The sequence below is a fragment of the Rhizobium sp. BR 314 genome (assembly GCF_047445805.1).
Taxonomy (GTDB): Bacteria; Pseudomonadota; Alphaproteobacteria; order Rhizobiales; family Rhizobiaceae; genus Rhizobium; species Rhizobium lusitanum_B.
Genome location: NZ_JARWLA010000027.1, coordinates 69,058 through 89,420 on the forward strand (window position 1 = coordinate 69,058; position 20,363 = coordinate 89,420).

Genomic DNA, 20,363 nt, shown 5'->3' on the forward strand with positions numbered 1-20,363 from the left:
AACGCCATTTGAGTAGCGATAGAATTCAATTCAACATTTGTGCATTCACGGCGCTTTTGTCAGCCTTCTATAGCTTGAAGCTAATCAAGTTACATTGTTGTGCAGGATTGATACGGTCATGCCTGCCCTACGAGGGAGTACTTGACACATTCTACTCGCACACAAGCTGTGCTGATCCGGGTCAGGACTTCGACGCCTGCTTCAAATCGTTGACGTCGCGATTGATTCTCGGGAATTTCATGGAGGAGAGAGAAGTGCAAAAAAGATATTTTGGACACCTGACTTTGATGCTCGGTGTTGCCTCGGCCCTGCCGGTATTTGCAGCGGACCTGCCGGCCGCCATGCCTGACGACAACCTCAACGCCGTTCTCTGGGATCAGACCTCGGTCGAAGCCCAGGCCAATGCGCTTGGCGCCTATGCGCTCGGCCGCATCCGCATCGATGAAGCCTTGGCCGACAAGAACTGGACAGCCGCTCCCGTCGAGCAAACCGGCAATTTCCAGGACTTTCCGCCGGCCGTCATTCTCGATGTCGACGACACCATTCTCAACACCTCACCTTACCAGGCGCACAACATCAAGACAGGCATCAGCTTCAGGCCGGAAACCTGGACGCGGTTTGTAAATGCCCAGCAGGGCAAGCCGATCCCAGGCGCTGTGGAATTCACCCAATATGCCGCTTCGAAGGGCGTGAAAGTCTTCTACGTCAGCAACCGCATTATCGATGAGGAAAAGCCGACCGTCGAGGAGTTGAAGCGGTTTGGCTTTCCGATGGGCGACAATGTCGATACGTTCCTGAGTGTCAAGGAACAGCCGGACTGGGGGGCCGCCAAGGGCACACGGCGCGCCTTCATCGCCAAGAACTATCGCATCCTTTTGATGTTCGGCGACAATTTCGGCGACTTCACCGACGACTACAAAGGCACGGTCGAGGAACGGCAAACGGCATTTGAAGCCAATGCGGCCCATTTCGGCCACGACTGGATCGCCATCGCCAACCCAACCTACGGCTCCTTCGAAAGTGCGCCCTACAAGGCCGATTACAAGCTGCCGCCGGAAGAGCAGCGCAAGATGAAGCAGGATGCCCTGAAGCCTTGGGATGGGAAGTGACGGCTGAACTCGCGGAGGTGCAATACCCCCTGTCGCGACCCGACAGAGGGTATCAACGCTTCCTCAAACTGAGAGGCCGCGGTCGCTCCCATTCAGCTCTTCTTGAGTTTCAGCTTCACCTAACCTTCATCCACCAGCATCTGCGACCGTGATTCTTGCCGAAGGCAAGCTGATCGGCGACGGGGGGCATTACGTTGCCGTCGAACTCGCCAGACCCCATCGGGGCGGCCGGAGGATGATCGCCCACCTTGTATTTCAGCAACTCGAAATATATTATTGCGACTGCTCCACCGGATTGAGCTGCGGCGAAATTTCGTGCCGCGTTTCGTCGGCTATATGTTCGGACAGGACACGCTCGAGTTCCGCATCAAGGTCATACCGCCGAGCAGAGACATGACATTGCCTTCGGATCACCCGGATTGCTGAACACCAACGACGCATACGCGGCCCGGATGCAAATCATAAGTGGAAGAGAACGCCGCAATACGGCTTTGCTGGCTGCCGTCCGGTCGATAGCTGCCCAGTCTCGTCTCCCTTGTTGTAAAAGTCTTATTGAATGTAGTTGCCGCAAGCTCGGTTATCTATTCCGCATTCACGATCAACTGATGTTACAAGTATGATTTCCAGGAGCTGACTACAAAGTAGTCTAATCCACGACCAGCAGACCGCAAGGGATTCGCTATTAAAGCGAGATCAAAATTTACCACGCGCGACTTCTCCATAACATGCATCTCTGCAAATTGATTTTGTGTCATATTCGAGTAACACTTTGTTAGCGAACGTGGCAATCCTGCATCGCACAGAGGTGTATGTGTGTGCTGATCGCAGCCACCTGGGAATAAAGATATTTGTATAACGATTGAATTCAATTCACCATTTGCACAATCGCAGCACTCTTGTCAGCGTTCTATAGCTTGAAGCTATTCAAGTTACATTGTTGGCGGGATTGATCCGATCATACCTGCCTTATGAGGGAGTAATTTCACGTGAAGTTTACAAAATTACTGTTAAGTTCAGCTGCGGTATTAGGTGTGGTCTCTAGCGCGCATGCAGCCGACGCGATCGTTGCTGCAGAACCGGAGCCGCTGGAATACGTTCGCATCTGTGACGCATACGGTGCGGGCTACTTCTTCATCCCGGGTACCGAAACTTGCCTCAAGGTCGGCGGATTGGTTCGTACCGAAGGAAAATGGTACAACGCCTACAATCCAGGACCGGGCGGCAACTATGGCACGCTGTGGCACACCCGCGCTCAGTTGAGTGTCGAGACCGCGAATGATACCGAATACGGTCCGCTGAAGACCAACACTATCTATCGGTGGGACTGGCAGGATGGCGGCGCTACCACCCCAAAACTGGTCTGGGCAAACATCAGCCTCGGCGGCTTCACGGTTGGCAAAAAGGACTCGCAATACAACTTGTTCACAGGCTACGCCGGCGACGTCATGAACGATGACGTGATCTATGACGGTCCGTACGAACTGAACCAGTTGACCTACAACTACGATGCAGGCAACGGCTTTACGGCTGTCGTCTCGCTCGAGGACAGCAACTCCGGTGCCGATACGACGACCTATGGCGGCGCTTGGGTTCAGTCGAAGGCCGACCATTACGCTCCAAACCTCGTTGCTGGTGTTGGCTACAAGGCTAGCGGCTTCGGCTTCAAGGTCGTCGGCGGTTATGACTCGATCGTCGAAGAAGGTGCAGTCAAGGCTCGTATCGACGCTGACTTCGGCGCCTTCACGGCCTTTTTGATGGGCGGCTACAACACGGACGGTAGCAAACTGAACCAGTATGCTGGCTCGAACCTGAACGCATCTGCTTGCCCGGCTGGCCACGGCGATCTCTGCGGCTGGGGCGATTGGGCAGTCTGGGGCGGCGTTGGCGTTCCGATCAATGAAAAGCTGAAGTGGAACGTTCAGCTCGCCTACACCGACTCGAAGATCTTCGAAGCAACCACGAACCTCAAGTTCACCCCGGTCAAGGGCTTTCTCGTCGAGCCGGAAGTCACCTATACCAACTTCGATTCTGTGAACCAGGATCAGTGGGCCGGTATCCTGCGCTTCCAACGCAGCTTCTAATCATCGCTTATCTGGCAATTGCCGGGCAACGAGGCCTGACACTCCAATCCGTCGGGCTTCGTTCATTAACCGGCTGATCTCCGATCAAAAACGAAGACCCGGTTTCCCTGCCGGGTCTTTCGTTGAGAGCAAGTGCCACTCATTGCAGCATGACTGTTTGCACGAACATGGCGGATTTTGATCGCTGAGTGTGCGCTCTTCCGGTGGCACTACCAGACACTCGGCGTTAAAGTTAGTAACTGCATAGCAACCCCGGGAAGTCTCCCAATGAGATACTTCAGGTCCGGCTCCAGTACGGCAGACGCTGCCGCTGTTGGAGAAAACCACCGCAATGTTCGTTGCCCTTTCTCAGGAAAATCTCCTTTGACGTCGAGCACGTGAAGTAGGTGTACCTGAACCACGACCATTACACTGTGTTCGTCGCTAAGCTTTTCGGTGTGGGTATAGTACCCAAAAGGCTTCTTGCGGACTCGACCAACAACCCCCGCCTCTTCCCAAGCCTCACGCTGAGCCGTCTCACATGGCTTACTCTCCGCGTCGCCCCAACCTTTTGGGACAACCCAACGCCCGGTATCGCGACTTGTAATCAACAATAGCTGGACAGGATCTTCTGAGCCGGCAACGTACCTGAAACATAGAGCAGCATATTGTTTCTCGGTCGGTAACAATTTTGCTGTCTTGCAGTGTTTGCTCTTCTCAATCGACATCACCCAACCTGCTTTCGATGAGGACGCCATGCCCATCCATGATTGGATGCGCGACCGGGGCGATACCCGACGCCAGATCCTGACGTCGCGGTCGCGCCACTGGACTGCAAACAGAGGGACGCGAAGCTGTCATCATATAAATGAGCCTTCCATATTAGCTTGGGACCTAAGGCGAGTACGGGAACTTTTTCTCTCGAATAGAGACGAACACGCGGCGGCGCTATCAAATCCAAATGCGAACATTTGGGAATAAAATTCGAAGGCGCTCAAGATCGCCGCGGCGGCGTTGCTTTGAAATGTTCTCGAACCAAATCCTTGAAATCTGCGAAGCTTTCGAAACCTGCCATTTTGGCCGCCCTTGCCACTGTTGTCGGTCCTACGCAACATTCTGCGGCGATCGACTGAAGCGTGCCGAAGGCGAACACTTCCGGCTTCTCAATCGCCAGGCGCGCGACGCGCTCTGATTGGCGGGTGAAAACGATTGCACGCGCTGCGATCAACTTCTTAAGGTCGCCCAAATCCCTTGGTCTGCTGTTCGATGTTTGACGTTTCATGATGCACCCATCGGCAAATTGCGGCCGACACTCGCGATAATAAGTGGGGTCATTGAGCCGCATCGATCATCCTGATCCACTCGGCTGCACGGCGCGCCGCCTCGGCGAGAACCGGTTTCGGCGCCTTGTAGTATTCGCCGACAGGCAACGCGCGCTTTCGCCGAACGAAATCGATCGCATCATCCAGTGTTGGAAATTCATCCAGCAACGTAAGATGCAGGAATAGGGAGACGACCGCGACGGATCGAGAACGTCCACCGCGGCAATTGACGAGAATGCTGCCCCGGTCGCGACACGGATAGGATGGTTTGTTTGGTAAGATCTGTTCGAGTGCGGCGCGCAGGATGTAATGCGCGGCCACCATCTGTGTTTCCGGATTGCCGACGCCATCTATCAGCCCGATCTTGTAGTAGCGGATCTCGCCCGGCCCATAGATGCTTCCCTCGTGATCGGAAACGATCTTGTCTTGCTGGACAAAATTGAAGTCGAGATTGACTGCGCAATTGACCACGGTCGTAATGTCGTTTCGGCGCAAAAGCCCTAGATTACTCGCCCCTTCCTTTCCAGAAATGAAGATATCAACCCCATAATGCGGATGCGCTTCATAGATGAGACTGAGTTTGGGCAGATCCCGATCTTGTTGTTCAATCGCGATTTTAGATTTTTGCATAAGTTTTCTCCGAGGCGACAATCGGTCAGGCACGTGCCACTCAAACTTTGATCGTTGACAACTCCCGCCTGGGCTAGTGCGTCGCTGTCAGTAATCCTGTTAAGCAGCTACCTTTGCTTTTCTGGCTTCGCTGATGGATCGTGCTACCCGTTCCAGGGTGGGATAGTGAGCGCCCTCGCCTGTTGCGATGTATCCGGGACAAAGGAAATCAGTCGCCCCTTCTGGAACCTTGCCAAGAGTGAGCGGCTCATATCGCCCACCGGCGTTCTTGAGGATCAGCGTCGCCGCGGCGACATCCCATGCGTTGACACCAAATCCGGCAGTTGCATCCACCCAACCTGCAGCGACATGCGCGATGCTCAGAGCCGCGCTTCCGGGACGGCGCAGTGTGGAAAAGGTGTCGACCAGTTCGCCCATGTTGGCGAGTGCGATCTCGCGCCCGTCGCGGCGGAAATCCCGCGCCACCGGATAGCTGGTGATGAGCGTCGCGTGTACCTCGTTCTCGACAGATCTCGATCGAATAGGCATGTCGTTCAAGCTGGAAGTCGAGACGTCTGCACTGAACATCATTCCGGTGACCGGGTCGTAGATCGCACCGGCAACCACCTTTCCCTCGATCACCGCAGCGATGGACACGCACCAGAATGCAAGCCCGCGGGCGAAATTCGCCGTCCCGTCGATCGGATCGACATACCACTGAATGCTGCCGCTTCCTGTCTGTCCGCCTTCCTCACCCATGATGGCCGAATTGGGCTGATGGTCGAGGATGAAGGCACGGATGGTTTGCTCGGCCTGTTTATCATGAATGGTGACGACATCGTGAAGATCGACCTTGTAATCGACCGCAATATTGGATCGAAAGGCAGCGAGCAGCGGTTCGCGAACGGCAAGCGCCGCGCCTCTTGCGATATCCATCAGTCGGCGAGAGCTCAGGATCAGCTCGTCGGTCTGATGCTCACGTTTGCGGTGGGTGGAGCTTTGCATGGACATGTCCAGTCTGTCGTTTCAAGGAATGGGACCTGGCGCTTAAGCGCATTGGACGTGGTTTATTTCGAGTAATTCACGCGCCAGAAATCCTGCCATTCTTCGCGCCGGTTGAAGTCATCAAGACCGGTCGAAGAGTCATAGGCCTCCAGTTTCTCAGCAACCTTCATCAAACCGGAAGGTTCGTCTTCGGGCATCTTGATCTCGATATTGGTCGGCAATTTGCCGTCCTTCATCTGAGGCGCTATACCCTCTTCAGTCAGGATGTAATGAATGAAGAGCTTCGCCGTATTTGGGCTCTGTGACTTCGTCGCGATCAGGCCAAGCTTGATGTAGTTCCATCCGACCCAAGGGTCGAGGGTCGTGCAAATGCCGAGCTTATAACCCTTGTCCTTGTTGTCTCGGAATTTGGCCGAGCTTAAAAGCCCGATAAACGGCTCCTTCTGCCCCGGTGCTCCAACGGCCTCAGAAATGCGGTCGTCGCTGTCGGTCGCCAAGGGAGCATTTTGCGCCAGTGCCTTGATCCAGGCGGCCGCAGCGCTCTTTTCGTTTGTCTCAAGCGACTTGCCGAAATGTGCCTTGTAAGCGGCAGCGAGCGCATCGCTGCCATGGGCCTCGAGCTGATTGAACCAATCGGTATAATTGCCCTTCGTTAGCGGGTCGATGATAGCGACCTTGCCCTTCCACTTCGGCTCTGTCAGCTCCCAGATATTGGCGATAGGACACTTGTGGTAGGCCTCGGTGTTATAGGCCCAGACGTTCGCGTTGGTGGAAATCGCTAGAGGATTCTGAAACTGCTTCGGAATCTTCGTGATCATGTCAGCAGGCAGGTAGTTCTTGACGAATTTGTCCGGCAGAAGCTGCGCCAACGCAGCCGGAGCGTCAGTGATCAGGACGACATCGCCCTGGACGTTGTTCGACTGGGTCTCGCGGATGATCATCTCGAGCTGGCTGTTGGCTGAAACTTTCATCCCGGTGGCTTTCAGGCCGTATTTGGCGCTGAAATTCTTGGCCACCTCGACGATCTTGCCGGTGCTGTCATAGACGGTGATCGGCCTCTCGCTCTTGGCCGCATTAACGAGTGCGTCAAGACTGGCGTCATCATCGGCGACAGCCGGCGCAACCAAGGCCAGAGATCCGATGGTTGCAGTTGCCAACGCTGCGAAAAAAACTGCGTTTCTGTTCATTGTTCCCTCCCAGGAATGGCATCAAGGCTCCCGTCTCTACGTTTCACTTTTTGTAGTTCATGCGCCAAAAGTCCTGCCACGTCTCGCGGGTATCCCAGTCGTCGAGGCTGGTCGTCATCGCGTAGGGCAGAAGCTGATCGAGAACTTTGCCAATACCGGATGGTTCGTCTGCCGGAAGGCGGACGTCCTTGTTTGTCGACATCTTGCCGTCGATCGCCTGGGGAGCGATGCCTTCCTCTGTCATGATGTAGTGCACGAAAAGCTTGGCGGCGTTCGGGCTATCTGTTCCCTTTGTAATAAGGCCAACACCAGGGTAGAGCCAGCCGGGCCAGGGCTTCAGGCCCTTGCAGAGACCGAGTTTCATCCCCTTGTCGGCGTTGTCACGGAATTTGGCCGAGCTGATGAGACCCATGAAGGGTTCGGACTGACCAGGCGCACCGACAGCTTCCGCTGCAGCCGCATCCGCATCCGTCAAGAGGGGGCCGTTTGCCGCGATTGCCTTGACCCATGCGGCAGTCGCACTGTCTTCCTTCGTATTTAGATCCTTGCCGAAATATTCCTTGTAGGCCTGCGCGACCTTGTCGTCGCCATGCTTGGCCATCTGATTGAACCAGTCGACGTAGGACGCCTTTCCGAGCGGATCCTGCATCGCGACCCTGCCCTTCCACTTCGGCTCAGTCAGTTCCCAGATATTACTGACGGGGCACTTGGCGAAGATCTGGGTGTTATAGGCCCAGACGTTGGCGCTCGTGACGACCGTCAAAGGATCCTGATATTCGGACGGGATCTTGGCTGAGAGATCCGGTGGAAGCCAGCTTTCGGCAAAACCCTGCGGGATCAGCTGGGCTACGGCGGCGGGCGCATCGCTGACGATCGAAACGTCGCCCTGGACGTTGTTAGCGCGCGCCTCGCGGATGATCATCTCGATCTGTTCGGACACTTTGACCTTGGAGCCTTCCGCGGATAGGCCGTACTTCTTGGCGAAGTTCTTTGCCATCTCCACGATCTTGCCGGTGCTGTCATACACCGTGATCGGTTTTTCTTTCCTCGCGGCGGCAATCAATCCCTCGAGATCGAAAGGCTCGTCGGCCCGTACCGCCCCACCGAATGTGGCCGCAACCGCGGTCGCGCAAAGCAGACGGCTCACGCCGTCGATCAAAGTCCGCCTCATACTGCTCCTCCGTCAGAATACGTCGCCTTCGTCGTGGTCTTCAGTTGTAGATTTCCGCCCTCAACACTCTGTCGGCCTCCAAAATTCTCTCTCCATGCAAGTCGAAGACATGCAGCGCCTCGGGCGGCGCATGAAAGAACACGCGTTCGCAGCCATCGAGCCGCGGCAGAGCGTGGGTGGTCAAAAACAGGGTGTGTTTTGCGCTGCGCAATTCGAGAATCCAGCTGCCGCCGGTCGGCAGAACACCGGTGACTGTCATCTCGCTGAAGAAGTCACCCTGAGGCACATCCTCGAGCTTCAACACGTAGCCCATCGCCTCGGGCCGTATGCCGACCGAGCCGATGCCGGAAAGAGCCGGGAATCGGAACGAGAAGTACCGTTCAGCCTCGTCGGCGATATCGGAAATTCCGGGCTGTCTGAATGTCAGGATGTTGATCGGCGGGCTGCCTACGAACTCGGCAACGAAGCGATTGGCCGGACGGTCGTAGATATCGTTGGGCGTGCCCATCTGCTGGAGCGTGCCCTCGTTCAGGACAGCAATCGTGGTCGCGAGCGTCATTGCTTCCCATTGATCATGGGTGACGAAGACGATTGTCGTCTTGAACTCCTTGTGCAGCCGCTTGAGTTCGGCGCGCATTTCCAGCCGAAGTCGGGCATCGAGGTTGGACAGGGGCTCATCGAGAAGCAATACACCTGGATTGACGGCGAGCATTCGTGCGAGCGCGACGCGTTGCTGTTGGCCGCCGGAAAGCTGGGAGGGGTAGCGATCACGGTACTTGGCGATATCGAGCGCTTGCATCACGCGCTCGACGCGTGCCTCCCGTTCCGCTTTCGGCAACTTGCGCAGCCGCAGACCGAAATCGGTGTTGCGCTCGATCGTCAGATGAGGCCAGAGCGCGTAGCTTTGGAAGACGAGACCCATCTCGCGCTTTTCGGGTGGAACGAAAACGCCTTCGACGACGGAATCGATCAACCTGTCTCCGACGCGAATTTCACCACCGGACAGATTTTCCAACCCGGCGATCATCCTCAACGTTGTCGTCTTCCCGCAGCCCGAAGGGCCGAGAAGGCACATGAATTCACCGTCGCGAATTTCCAGATCGAGGTCGGAGACCGCGTTTGCCGAATTCACACCATAATTCTTTTGCGCACCGCGCAGGTTGATCGTAGGCATCAGCTTCCAAGTCCTTCTGCGAGATTTGTGCGGGTTAGCTTCTGGGCCATCAGCGTACCGAAATAGGCAATGCCGGCGATGATCAGGACCACGGCATTGGCCGCCTGGGTGTAGCGATAATCGACCAGCCTCAAGGAATAGGTGGTCAGCACGTCGGTGCTCGGGACGGCGAGGATCGCGAACAGGCTGAGGCCCTTGATCCCGGCAATGAAGGGCAGAAGTACGCCGGCCACCAGGGAGCCTTTCTGGATGGGGATCACAATCGAGATCATGCGGCGCAACCACCCTGCCCCAGCGATCTGGGCAGCCTCTTCCGGATCCTTGCCGAGCTGCGTCATCGCGGAAATTCCAGCGCGGGAAGCATAGGGCATCTGATCAGCGATGAGGGCGAGCACAAGGATCGTCACGGTGCCGTAGAGCGCCGGTATAGGCCCACGCGGAACGGCAAACAGTGAGAGGTAAGCGGCCGCGAACGCGATACCCGGCACGAGATAGGGTAGAAACGTCACCTGACGGAGATAGACCGACAGCGAACGCACCGGTGTGCGGATGACGACATAACCGACAAAAAGACCGAGAATTCCCGATGTCAAGGACGCAAGGCCGACGATCATCAACGTGTTGCCGGCCGCCGCCCAAAGATCGGGGCTCAAGAGGATGCCTGTCTGCAGCGCGACCGTATCGAGATGCGTGCCGATCCAGTAATCGAACGTGAAGTTGTCAAGCGTGAACTGGGCAGGAATTCTCATGACGGTCGACAAAGCGAGCGTCAGCAATGGCAATCCGACACTGAGCAGGAAGATCGCCGCTGCAAAGCCCGTGGCCGGGAGGCGCATGTTGCCCAGGCGGTTCTGACGGTTCATCGAGCCCTTCGAACCGATGGTGACGAAACGGCGGGCTTCGCGTACCAGCCGTGCGTCAATTATCAAGGTGATGATACCGATCACCATGATCGAGGCCGCAACGACGCCGGCAACCCCCGTCTGGCGAGATGCGATGCTGCGAAACAACGACGTCGACAGCACGTCGAAGTTCACAGGCAGACCCAGCACGTAAGGAACGCCGAATTCGCCAAGGCACTTTGCGAATATCAGGACCATCGACGACAGGAGCGCCGGCCGCATCAAGGGCAGGATCACTTGCAGGGCAACCTGATGACGCCGGGCGCCAAGGATACGGGCGGAATCTTCAAGCTGGGAATCGAAGCGGCGGAGCGCCGACCCGAAAAGCAGGATCACGAACGGCGTATAGTGCAAAGCAAGGATGATTGTGATCGGGAAACGACCATAAGCGACCCAGTCGGGCGGTGTCATTCCCATCGCCTCTAACCAGCCCGGTTGTCCACCGATCGTGCGGTTCTTGAAAAGGGTTGTCCAGGCAAGCGCAAAGGTCCAGGCCGGCAGCATGTAGGGAACGATCAGGGCGGTTGCGAACCACCGACGCCCGAACATGTCTGTGCGGCTGATCAACCAGGCCAGGATCGTGCCAATCGCTAAAGAAAGAATGATTGCGCCCAACGCAACGGTCAACGTGTTGAGAAGCGGGTGCCAGAAGAGGTCGGTTGCCACCGGCGAGAAGAATGTCCGATCAAGATAGTAGAAGGTGAAAGCCCCCACCTCTTTGCCGAGCCGTCGCTCGTGGCCAAACTGAACACGAACGGCGTCGAAAATGATCGAGATGATGGGGACGACGATTAGGTAGGTAAAGAGCAGCGCCGTCATGATACCGATCAGTGTCGTTGGCTCGCGCATTGCGACCTTGAGCCGATACCTCCATGCCTGCCACCCGGATGGCCTTGCAGCGCTCCTTTCGCCGGGCGCTTGCGCCTTCACCGTATCGCTTAGATGAGCCATCGTACCTCCCAATCGAGCTTCATTTCTGCGCTTGACGTGCTTGAACCGGGCAAAATCAGTCACGGCGGAGCATCCGCCAAGCAGGCAGCCCTGGCGCATTAAGCGCGAGAAAGAAAACTAGTCCTCCATCGACAGGCCTTCACAGCCCGGCGTGCTGGCAAACGGACGGCTCCTCCCGGCATCTACCATCAGCAAGAGCAATGGAATAATCATTCCATTTTTCCTCTTTCTGGAATTCATGATTCATCGAAACGGCAGTTTTGTCAACGACAAAATGCACGCGCGATCAATATCATAATATATTGTTTTTATTATCTCTTTTTTGTCAATGCATCCGGTTTTTCGAACAGCATTGCATCCATGTTGGCCAAGGGCGGAAATCACTGGCATTTTTCCTCCCATCCTTCGTCAGGATCGACATCGGCAAATCCAGTCCGCCTGGCAGATGCGCGAAATTTTTCGATTGGAAAAACCTACGCTTTATGCCCTGTGATATGCGATCTGGTTCAGGTGGGAAGTTTGATGGCACAAACATTTGTGACGGCAGAGGAAGTCGCAAAACGCGCGGGCGTATCGCGCTCAGCCGTATCGCGCACATTCAATGGCGGCAGCGTATCGAAATCGGTGCGCCACAAGGTGCTGAAAGCCGCAGGCGATCTTGGTTATCGCGTCAATCGCCTGGCGCAGGGATTGATGAGCGATCGCTCCAATCTCATCGGCGTGGTCGGCGCCAATCTGAGTGCCCCATTTATTTCCAGGCAGCTTGATCTCTTAAGCATCGGCCTGTTGCGGAGGGGCCTGCAATGCCTGCTGCTTAACGCAGCCGATGCGCGCACGGACATTGCGCCTCTGATCGAGCTTCTATTCGAGTTTCGCGCGCAGGCTATCATCGTACTGTCCGGGGAGCCGCCCACCTCGATCATCGACCAATGCATTGCCAATGGCGTACGTCTCATTTTGATCAACCAGCGCATCGATAGAACCGATACCAGCATGGTTTTGAGCGACGATTCTCACGGAGCCGAGCTTGCCGCCACGCGGCTCGTCAAAGCCCGTTGCAAGAAAGTCGCTGTCGTTTCAAGTAGCAGCCAGACCCCGTCACAGGTTCGCCGGGCGAGTGCCTTCAGCCAGCGCATGAGGATTGAAGGCGTAGAAGTCGTGACTTGGTTGGGCGGTCCGACGGGCTACGACAGTGGTTACAGCGCCGCTTGCGAAGTGCTCTTGGACAAAACCATCGACGGCGCATTCTGCGTCACAGACCTCATGGCGCTCGGTTTCCTAGACGCTGCCCGCCTGGAGATGGGCCGCCGCGTGCCTGAGGATCTGTCGATCGTCGGCTTCGACGACATCGCGCAGGCGGGCTGGAAGAGCTACCAGTTGACCACAATCGCCCAGCCGCTTGAGGACTTGACCGAAAAAGTACTGACGGCCCTCGACAGCGACGAAGCCGAGACAAGGCTTCAGGTCGTGCCGGTTGCAATTGTGGAGAGGGCAACGGCGCGCTAGTTCGCCTGGCGGATCCGACTTTCGATCAGAAGACCGCTCTGGTCAAGGATCGGATGGGCCACGGCAGCGATATGGGCATGAACGCGCTTCAGGTCGCGCAGAATATCAAGATGCAGCGAGCTCGTTTGGATGCTTTCGGGCCGCTCTTCGCGCAGGCGCTGCAGGTGCCGTTCGGCCGACTGCTTTTCGAGCCGTCGCACATCCTCCTTGATTTCCACAAGCTGGCGCGCCAGCTTGGCGTCTTGTGTCGCAAAGACAGTCTGCGCCATGCGGATGCTGTCCAGCGTCACATTGAATAGGCCCGCGATTTCCTCTTGCCCATCGCGCGAGAATTGCAGGCCACGATCGATCTTTTTAGTGATTTCCGGGAGAATGCCTTTTTCGATAATGTCGCCGACATGCTCCAGATTGATAGCATACTCAACGATGTCCATCGAGCGGCGATGTTCTTCTGCGCTCAAGCCGTTATGACCGAGCTTGGAAATATAGACCTTGATTGCGTGTTGGATCCGATCAACCCGTCCTTCAAGCATTGCGACATCGGTAAGAGCCGAGGAATCGTTTCGATTCATTGCGTCAGCGGCGTGTGACAACATTCGCTCGACCAGATCGCCGGCGACCATGACCTCGCGAGTTGCCCCTGCAAGAGCGGAGAGCGGACGAGCGAGATCATTGTTGTCCAGGTAGCTGCTCTCCTCAAGATCCTGCTTTTTCTCCGGCAGGAGGCGAGACGTCAGCGACAGGACGAATGGCGACAGTGGCCAGGCGAAAAGAGCGACGACAAGATTGAAGACGAGATGTGCATCGACTGCGAAATTCTGATGCGGCAACGGCGACAGCTCAAGAAAGTCGGCGCCATAACCTGCAAACGGTAGGGCGATAGAAACGCCGATCGCTCGCACGATCAGGTTCCCGAGCGTGACGCGGCGGGCGCGCGTTGGTGAATGCAGGGTCGCAAGGACAGGGGGAACTGCTCCTCCAAGATTGGCGCCAAGGACAAGAACGATCACAAGCCCTGTGTCGATGCCGCCACCGGCGGCGAGCGACAGGATGAGAACGACGACCGCGAGACTGGACGATGCCGCGATCGCCAGAGCGGCCGAAAAAAACAGTGCAACGGGCCACGCATTTCCGAGCATGGTGATGAAGAGGCTGAGGGCAGGCGACTGGCGTATGGGATCGGTCGCGCCGGAAAGCAGATGCAATGACAGCAGCATCAGACCGACGCCCACAAGGGCGGCGCCCCCACCCTGGCGCGCGGAGGACTTTGCACGCAACAGCACCGCCCCGACAAGGATGAGCAGCGGTGAAAGCCAGCCAAGACCAAGGGCGACGATCCACGCAGTCGCAGCGGTCCCGACATTTGCTCCGAGAAGCACGATCTGCGCCATTGCCGGTACGATCATGTCTCTCTCCACGAAGGAGGCGACAATCAAGGCGGTTGCCGTTGAACTTTGCAGAGCGATGGTGGCAACAAAGCCCGCAAAGATTGATCTTGCGCCGCTTCTGGTACTTCTCGCGAGCCCCGCACGAAGTTTCGTGCCGAAGGCGCGCGTCATTCCATCCTTGACCTGGGCGAGGCCGAAGAGAAGCAGCGCAATCGCACCGAACAGATTGACGCTGACGATAGTCGATTCCATACCATCACCTGTTGCCTGTTGACCGGACGCACATCCGGCATTCATCGTCATCAAGTTGCGCCGTCAGACTATCGTCTTGCCGATGCAACGCCGTTCCTAGTCGATATCTCCGCTAAGCCGGTTCATCCCACAGGTCTTCTTCAAGACGGACGACAACGCTGCTTCGACCCTCTGCGGCGCGATCGAGAAACGCTCCGAGCGCTCCAAGGAAAATGCGGAGAAACCGCTCACGCGATCCATCGTGGGCGCCAGGCGCAAGTCCGAATTGCTGTGCCAGCAACCGGTAGAGCGCCAGCCGTTCCGGTTCGATATGCGCGATCGCCAGATGAGCGCCCTGCCGCAGGCAGTACCAATCGGCAATCAGCTCGACCATCGGGAGCCCCTCGGACAAGGCCATGCTCGATGGCTTTAGGCCTTCACCTCCCCCGGCAACGCATTGCACCGCCTGTGCGACACTCATCTGCACGACTACAGCGGCCAGGTCGGCTGGCCATTCCTTCGGCAGATAACGGTAGCGGACAAGCGCCCGCTTGTGGGCTCGAAGGAAACCGCCATAGGTTTCTGCCGCGTGGGCCGCGTCACCGGGTTCGAGGCGGGCGGCGGTTTCCAACCGATAGCCCGCAAGGAGCCGAGGATCGACGGACATAGCCGCCAATTCGACCGTATCGACCGCCACGCGGTCATGCGAAGGCCGGATGACCTTGAAGGCTGGAGGAAATGCGACCAGTGACGGGACCGCAACATTGGTGAAGGAGCCGCCGTCGCGACCTCGCCGTGTGACGCCCTCGACGTGCAGATGGCCGCTGAAATGAACGTGCAAACCTGCCGTCAAGAAGGCGTCCTCGACCTCGTGCCGTGGTATGCGACGCACCAGATCGGTCTCGCCGAAGAGGGCTTTTTCGGCCTCGCAAGCGCCATCGAACGGGTCGAGCGCGGGATAGTGGGAAAACGCCAACAAGGTCTTTCCGAGACGGCGAGCCCGGCGCTTAACGTCGCCGATCCACGAAAGGATGAAAGGCTTGAAGCGCAGCATGGCGTTCCAGCCGCGGGCAGTGCTGTCGATGAAGGCGGCCTCTTCCCCATGGCTGAAGCTGCCATCGCGCGGCTCGAAGACATTCGCGTCGATCATCAACAGCCAGATGCCGGGAACCGGTTCGACGAGATAGGAGGCATCCGTCAGTCGATAGCGATTGTGGCCATCCGGCGAGGTCACCTCGTAGAGCCGCTCCTGAGCAGCATCGGATGATCCAAAGGGGCTTTCCCAATGGATGTACTCCGGCCTGCGAAAGAAGCCAAAATTCGCCATCGGGCGAAGTCCGTAGGGATACCCTTCGCAATATATCCTGTCGCTGAAGACAACGCCGTCGCCGGCAAGCCCGGCATCACTGGAGACGAGGATCGCCTGAGCGGCGTCCGTCAGAAACTCTTTGGTGTGATGGCGGCCACGCAAACCGTAAATGTCATGATTTCCAGGCAGGGCAAAGAAGGCAGTGCCATGATCGCGGCTGTGTTGCTCCAAAATGTCGGCAAGCTTTTGTGTCGTCGCCCGCTGGCCGTCGTCACTATAGTCACCAAGCAGCACGACATGGCGGATACCGCGCTTCTGTACACTTTCGAGCGCTGCATGGAGCGCGCCGCCACTCTCGTTGAAAACCCGCGTGGAGTGGCGTGTGTCCGACCAACTGCGCATCGTCAGCGCCTGGCCGCCGATCCTGATGCCGGAAAAGCCGAAATCGGCGTCGATATCGTGAAAATGCGCGTCCGCGATAACGGCAATTTCGGGGAAGGCTCGAAGTGTCATGAATGGCGCTGCTTTCGTGCTTCGATTAGCTCGATCCAATCCGACGCACGCCTGATCGCATCGTAGAGCATCGACTTCGGCGTTTCGAACCGGTCGTCCGGAGCCAACTCGCGCCGCTCTCCAATAGCGGCAAGGGCATGGTCCAAGGTCTGATAGAAATGCGGCGGTTGCTTGTGAAGAAGAGACGCAACCGGCGAAACCGAGCGTCTGCGCCCGCTTCGACAACTGGCGAGGACATTGCCGCCGTCGGGAAAGGGATAGATCTCGCGCTTCGGTATGGTCTGGCGCAGAGCGCCGTCGAGGATATGGCAGGCGTCGAGCACCATTGCGCCAGGGCTGCCCTCGCCGTCGATGATACCAACCTTGTTAATGCGGATGTCACCGTAACCCGACGCCCGTACCTCGGCGGTTGCCCGATGCGCCTGCACATGATTGATGTCGAGATTGACAGCACGGTTCAACACGGTCGTGATCTGGTGCTGGCGCAGAAGACCGATATCGCTCGCGCTGGCACCTCCGTCAATGAACAGGGCCGCCTCGAAGGGTCCGAGGACTTGTGCAATCAAGGTGATCGCCGGGCAAGCGTAGACAGGTCCGTCCATGTCAATCCTCCGCGCGCATACGCCTGTCGCAGCAAGAGCGGCTTATAATCACGTTCTTGTGGCCGCTACTGGCCAGCCCGACACGCCGACTCAATCCGGTTGCCGACTGAAGAGAGCGGGATGTTTGCAATTTCACTGATTCCGGCAGCGATCGCCGGAGCGACAGCAAGGACAGGACCGCCCTTTTCCAGGCTGCCGATGTCCAGGAAAGGGCAGACATCACCACCCGCCTCGCTGACGAGGAGAAGACCGGCAAGGCAATCCCAGGAATTCATGTGCAGTTCGACATAGCCATCCAAACGGCCGTCCGCGACATAGGCCAAAGCCAGCGCACCCGAACCTGCTCTGCGGACATTGGTCCCGAGATTGAGCATCCCCTTTACCACGTCGAGATAGGTTTCATTCGCGACACGCGTCGACCACCCCATTTCGATTGTGGTGGCATCGTAACGATTTGTTGCAGCGACCCGGATCGCCTTGCCATTCAAGCTGGCGCCACGGCCTCGCTCTGCAAAATAGAACTCGTTGAGTGCTGGATTGTAAACGGCGCCGAACTCCGTCACCCCCTTCTCGACATAAGCGATCGAGATGCAGAAATGCGGGATTCCGCGCGCGAAATTGGCGGTACCGTCAACGGGGTCGACGACCCAGACACGCTCACCGATCGCGCCACCGCCCTCTTCCCCGAAGAAACTGTCGTCCGGAAAGCGAGCCAGGATGCCTTCGCGGATCAGGGCCTCGGATGCGGCGTCGGTTTCCGTCAGGTAATCTTGTGGACCCTTCATCGACAGGCCTGCCCCCACTCCTGCATGAAACCCCTCGAGAACCAGATCTCCGGCAGCGCGGATGATGGCGCCGCAATATTCCGCGCGCGTTTCAGGCAAGACAACGTCGGATGCTGGACGCACGTGATTCCCCCTTGGGCGCCTTCTAAACACGAATACAATTGCACGCGCGTGCAATCTGGTCAAGCCCAGTATTCTTTGGATTTGAATTGCCAATCTGCGATGCGATTTCGCTCGAGATGCAAGCGCGCTCGGGGGTTTTTCGCTTTACCCGCCATTGGGTTGCTCACCCGACCTCATGCCTCGTTCAGACGTCTTTCGATCGAAGATGAACTCAAAACCTCGCGCTCCCTGTCTTTGGCAGACGCGATGTCTGGGGAAAATAATCCACCCAAGTTCAATCTGTATCGGCCGCATCATGCCGGCAAATCAGTGTATGAACCGCGCGAGCCCTGACCTCTCATCCCCTGAATATTATCTTTGCCTTCAACCGATGCGGTCGAGAGGATGCGAGGAGCGATTTGAGTTCGAGCTCGCGTACACGCCGGGCGGCCTAATCAGGAGAGACCCAGGCGAGAACTCGCTCGCCGCGTTCCTTGAAATCGCTTGCCAAGCCTTGGACCTCAATCTGAAACAGTTCAACGATGCAGGGAGACGCTGCATCAGGTCCGAGTTCTTTGAGGTAGGTATGTCGGCCAATCGGTTTCTTGTGCACGCTCCCTTCAACGCCAGCTTCCTTAAGGGCTTCGATGGCAGCTGTATCGAACGGCCTCTTTTTCTTGATCGCCAACCCTTGGGAATGACCCAGCAACGGCCTCTACGCGAGGTCATCATCAAGATCTCGACCCGATCCTCATTCCCGACATAGCGGAAGTAGATAGCCCCATATTGGTGCGGAAAGGCGCCCTTGAACAGAGTCTCAGGAACGAGTGCCAATTGTTGCAACACTCCGCGAGCCTTGACTTTCGTCCGCTTGTCGTTGTTCGTCATCTCTTTGCCAATCGAGCTTGTGAAGCCGTTCCAACTCATCAGGCACGAAGGTTTGACGGCGGGAAGGCATCAGCCGCCGCGGATCGATCCACGCCACACGAGCTTGGCATGGAGTTTGAGTGTCTCAACCTCACCCATGTCAATCGTGGAAGCGGCAGCAGCAAGAAAGGCAACTGCCTCGCGCGCCAACGTCTCAACTGGTTGCGCGAACGTCGTCAGATCATAGGAAGACCACGAAGCCTGCTCGATATCATCGAAGCCGGCCACACAAAGCTGATCGGGAATGGACATGTTGAACTGATGGCGCGCCGCATCCATGACGCCGCAGGCCATCAGATCATTGGCGCAAAAGATCGCGTCTGGCCGCTCCTTGCGCGTCAAAAGTCTCTGCGCAACCACCTTTCCTGCCTCATATCCCGTAGAGCCGTGACGCTCGACAGCTACCTCGATGCCAAGGGCTGAGGCGGCAGCAACGAAACCGCGCTCTCGGGCCATGAGGCTCGGCGTGCCAACCTCGGAATTCGCGAACGCGAGCTGGCGGCAGCCGGCGCGCAGAAATGCAGTCAGAATGCGACCAGCAGCCTCCTGATCGTCGAGATTGATGCGGAGCGGCCCCGGCTGGTCGTCATCGCGGTTGATGAGAACCAGGCGTTGACCACTCTTCAGGCAGAGTTGGGTAATGGACTTGTCGGGCAGCCCGGACAGGATGATCGATGCATCGGCACGGTAGCGAATCGCCTGGCGCAGCGCTCGATCCACGCTGCCGTCGGAACGGTCCGTATTGATCAGCATCGCGATCTTTCCCGCGAGCTGAAGCTGCTGGGTAAGGGCTTGGATCAACGATGATCGGTAAGGCGTTCCGAGCTCCGACACGATGAGGCAGACGATCCCGCTTTCGTTTGTCATCAGCCCGCGAGCCAGGTGATTGACATGATAGCCAAGCGCCTCGGCTGCGTCCATCACGCGCCTGCGCGTCGCCGCCGAGACACTGGCACCCGGGGTAAAAACTCGCGAGACGGCCGATCGCGACACGCCGGCCTTCTCCGCGACCTCCTGCGCACTGACGAAATCCTTTGTAACCACTTGCAACTCCCTTTGCGGTCACTGTGCCCAAATTTGCAATTGTGTGCAAGTGCACGTTCAGGAGTTCATTATAACACTTTTGTGACAGTCGCGGTTGACAAGCCCTGATAACCAATGCAGCATTTGCACACGCTTGCAAGAAGCGCGCGGCGTGGAGGCGTCGCAAAACCAGGAGGACATGATGAGATTGGTCAGTTTGGCCGCGGCAGCCCTTGCCGCGGGGATATCTTCTATTACCTGGTCGGCACACGCGGCAGGCGATCTCAACGTAATCTGCTCGGCAGACCCGGAGGTCTGCGACCTGATGAAAGCGCGTTTCGAACAGCAGAGCGACATCAAGGTCAACATGGTTCGGCTTTCTGCCGGCGAAACCTATGCCAAGATCCGTGCCGAAGCACGCAATCCGAAGACGGACATCTGGTGGGCGGGAACCGGCGATCCCCACCTGCAGGCGGCAACCGAGGGC

16 protein-coding genes and 2 pseudogenes are annotated in these 20,363 nt (G+C 57.3%); 4 read left to right on the top strand and 14 right to left on the bottom strand.

Going from position 1 to position 20,363, the window contains the following annotated elements:
• Positions 1 to 254 precede the first annotated feature (254 nt).
• Both QD461_RS26305 and QD461_RS26310 read left to right on the top strand, forming a co-directional pair.
• Positions 255 to 1,109: a 5'-nucleotidase, lipoprotein e(P4) family gene (locus QD461_RS26305; RefSeq protein WP_414090285.1), complete on the top strand. Its 855-nt coding sequence runs from the start codon at positions 255 to 257 to the stop codon at positions 1,107 to 1,109.
• A 986-nt stretch (positions 1,110 to 2,095) separates the two neighbouring features.
• Positions 2,096 to 3,190: a porin gene (locus tag QD461_RS26310; RefSeq protein WP_414090286.1), complete on the top strand. Its 1,095-nt coding sequence runs from the start codon at positions 2,096 to 2,098 to the stop codon at positions 3,188 to 3,190.
• A gap of 209 nt (positions 3,191 to 3,399) precedes the next feature.
• Here the strand turns inward: QD461_RS26310 and QD461_RS26315 are convergent, their stop codons facing one another.
• The 8 genes from QD461_RS26315 to QD461_RS26350 form a co-directional block, all read right to left on the bottom strand.
• On the bottom strand, positions 3,400 to 3,933 hold the full coding sequence (locus QD461_RS26315) for an NUDIX hydrolase (protein ID WP_414090287.1): 534 nt from the start codon (positions 3,931 to 3,933) through the stop codon (positions 3,400 to 3,402).
• Positions 3,934 to 4,163: 230 nt separating this feature from the next.
• On the bottom strand, positions 4,164 to 4,514 hold the full coding sequence (locus QD461_RS26320; RefSeq protein ID WP_414090288.1) for a MurR/RpiR family transcriptional regulator: 351 nt from the start codon (positions 4,512 to 4,514) through the stop codon (positions 4,164 to 4,166).
• Positions 4,501 to 5,121 carry a dual specificity protein phosphatase family protein gene (locus QD461_RS26325; RefSeq protein WP_414090289.1) on the bottom strand — a complete coding sequence of 207 codons (621 nt, stop codon included), beginning with the start codon at positions 5,119 to 5,121 and terminating at the stop codon, positions 4,501 to 4,503. The genes QD461_RS26320 and QD461_RS26325 overlap by 14 nt, the downstream gene beginning before the upstream one ends.
• 99 nt (positions 5,122 to 5,220) lie before the next feature.
• Positions 5,221 to 6,105, bottom strand: a complete 885-nt coding sequence (locus tag QD461_RS26330) for an inositol monophosphatase family protein (protein WP_414090290.1) — start codon at positions 6,103 to 6,105, stop codon at positions 5,221 to 5,223.
• Positions 6,106 to 6,167: 62 nt separating this feature from the next.
• Complete coding sequence (locus tag QD461_RS26335; RefSeq protein ID WP_414090291.1) at positions 6,168 to 7,292, bottom strand: ABC transporter substrate-binding protein; 1,125 nt, start codon at positions 7,290 to 7,292, stop codon at positions 6,168 to 6,170.
• Positions 7,293 to 7,335: 43 nt separating this feature from the next.
• Positions 7,336 to 8,463: an ABC transporter substrate-binding protein gene (locus QD461_RS26340; protein WP_414090292.1), complete on the bottom strand. Its 1,128-nt coding sequence runs from the start codon at positions 8,461 to 8,463 to the stop codon at positions 7,336 to 7,338.
• Between the two features lie 40 nt (positions 8,464 to 8,503).
• Positions 8,504 to 9,637: an ABC transporter ATP-binding protein gene (locus tag QD461_RS26345; protein WP_414090293.1), complete on the bottom strand. Its 1,134-nt coding sequence runs from the start codon at positions 9,635 to 9,637 to the stop codon at positions 8,504 to 8,506.
• A complete protein-coding gene (locus QD461_RS26350; RefSeq protein WP_414090294.1) occupies positions 9,637 to 11,490 on the bottom strand; it encodes an ABC transporter permease in 1,854 nt (617 codons plus the stop codon). The genes QD461_RS26345 and QD461_RS26350 overlap by 1 nt, the downstream gene beginning before the upstream one ends.
• Before the next feature lie 522 nt (positions 11,491 to 12,012).
• Between QD461_RS26350 and QD461_RS26355 the strand changes: the two genes are divergently transcribed.
• On the top strand, positions 12,013 to 12,996 hold the full coding sequence (locus QD461_RS26355) for a LacI family DNA-binding transcriptional regulator (protein ID WP_414090295.1): 984 nt from the start codon (positions 12,013 to 12,015) through the stop codon (positions 12,994 to 12,996).
• Here the strand turns inward: QD461_RS26355 and QD461_RS26360 are convergent.
• The 6 genes and pseudogenes from QD461_RS26360 to QD461_RS26385 all read right to left on the bottom strand — a co-directional run bounded on the left by QD461_RS26360 (position 12,993) and on the right by QD461_RS26385 (position 19,897).
• Entirely contained in the window at positions 12,993 to 14,636 is a 1,644-nt protein-coding gene (locus QD461_RS26360) for a Na/Pi cotransporter family protein (RefSeq protein ID WP_414090296.1), read from the bottom strand. The genes QD461_RS26355 and QD461_RS26360 overlap by 4 nt on opposite strands.
• A gap of 112 nt (positions 14,637 to 14,748) precedes the next feature.
• On the bottom strand, positions 14,749 to 16,437 hold the full coding sequence (locus QD461_RS26365) for a metallophosphoesterase (protein WP_414090297.1): 1,689 nt from the start codon (positions 16,435 to 16,437) through the stop codon (positions 14,749 to 14,751).
• Entirely contained in the window at positions 16,434 to 17,039 is a 606-nt protein-coding gene (locus QD461_RS26370; protein WP_414090298.1) for a protein phosphatase, read from the bottom strand. The genes QD461_RS26365 and QD461_RS26370 overlap by 4 nt, the downstream gene beginning before the upstream one ends.
• Before the next feature lie 65 nt (positions 17,040 to 17,104).
• Entirely contained in the window at positions 17,105 to 17,947 is an 843-nt protein-coding gene (locus tag QD461_RS26375; protein ID WP_414090299.1) for an inositol monophosphatase family protein, read from the bottom strand.
• 337 nt (positions 17,948 to 18,284) lie between these two features.
• Positions 18,285 to 18,814 (bottom strand): annotated as a pseudogene (locus tag QD461_RS26380) (NUDIX hydrolase).
• A 69-nt stretch (positions 18,815 to 18,883) separates the two neighbouring features.
• A complete protein-coding gene (locus QD461_RS26385) occupies positions 18,884 to 19,897 on the bottom strand; it encodes a substrate-binding domain-containing protein (protein ID WP_414090300.1) in 1,014 nt (337 codons plus the stop codon).
• 181 nt (positions 19,898 to 20,078) lie between these two features.
• On the opposite strand from QD461_RS26385, the pseudogene QD461_RS26390 reads away from it, so the two are divergent.
• Positions 20,079 to 20,363 (top strand): annotated as a pseudogene (locus tag QD461_RS26390) (iron ABC transporter substrate-binding protein); the annotation flags it as partial.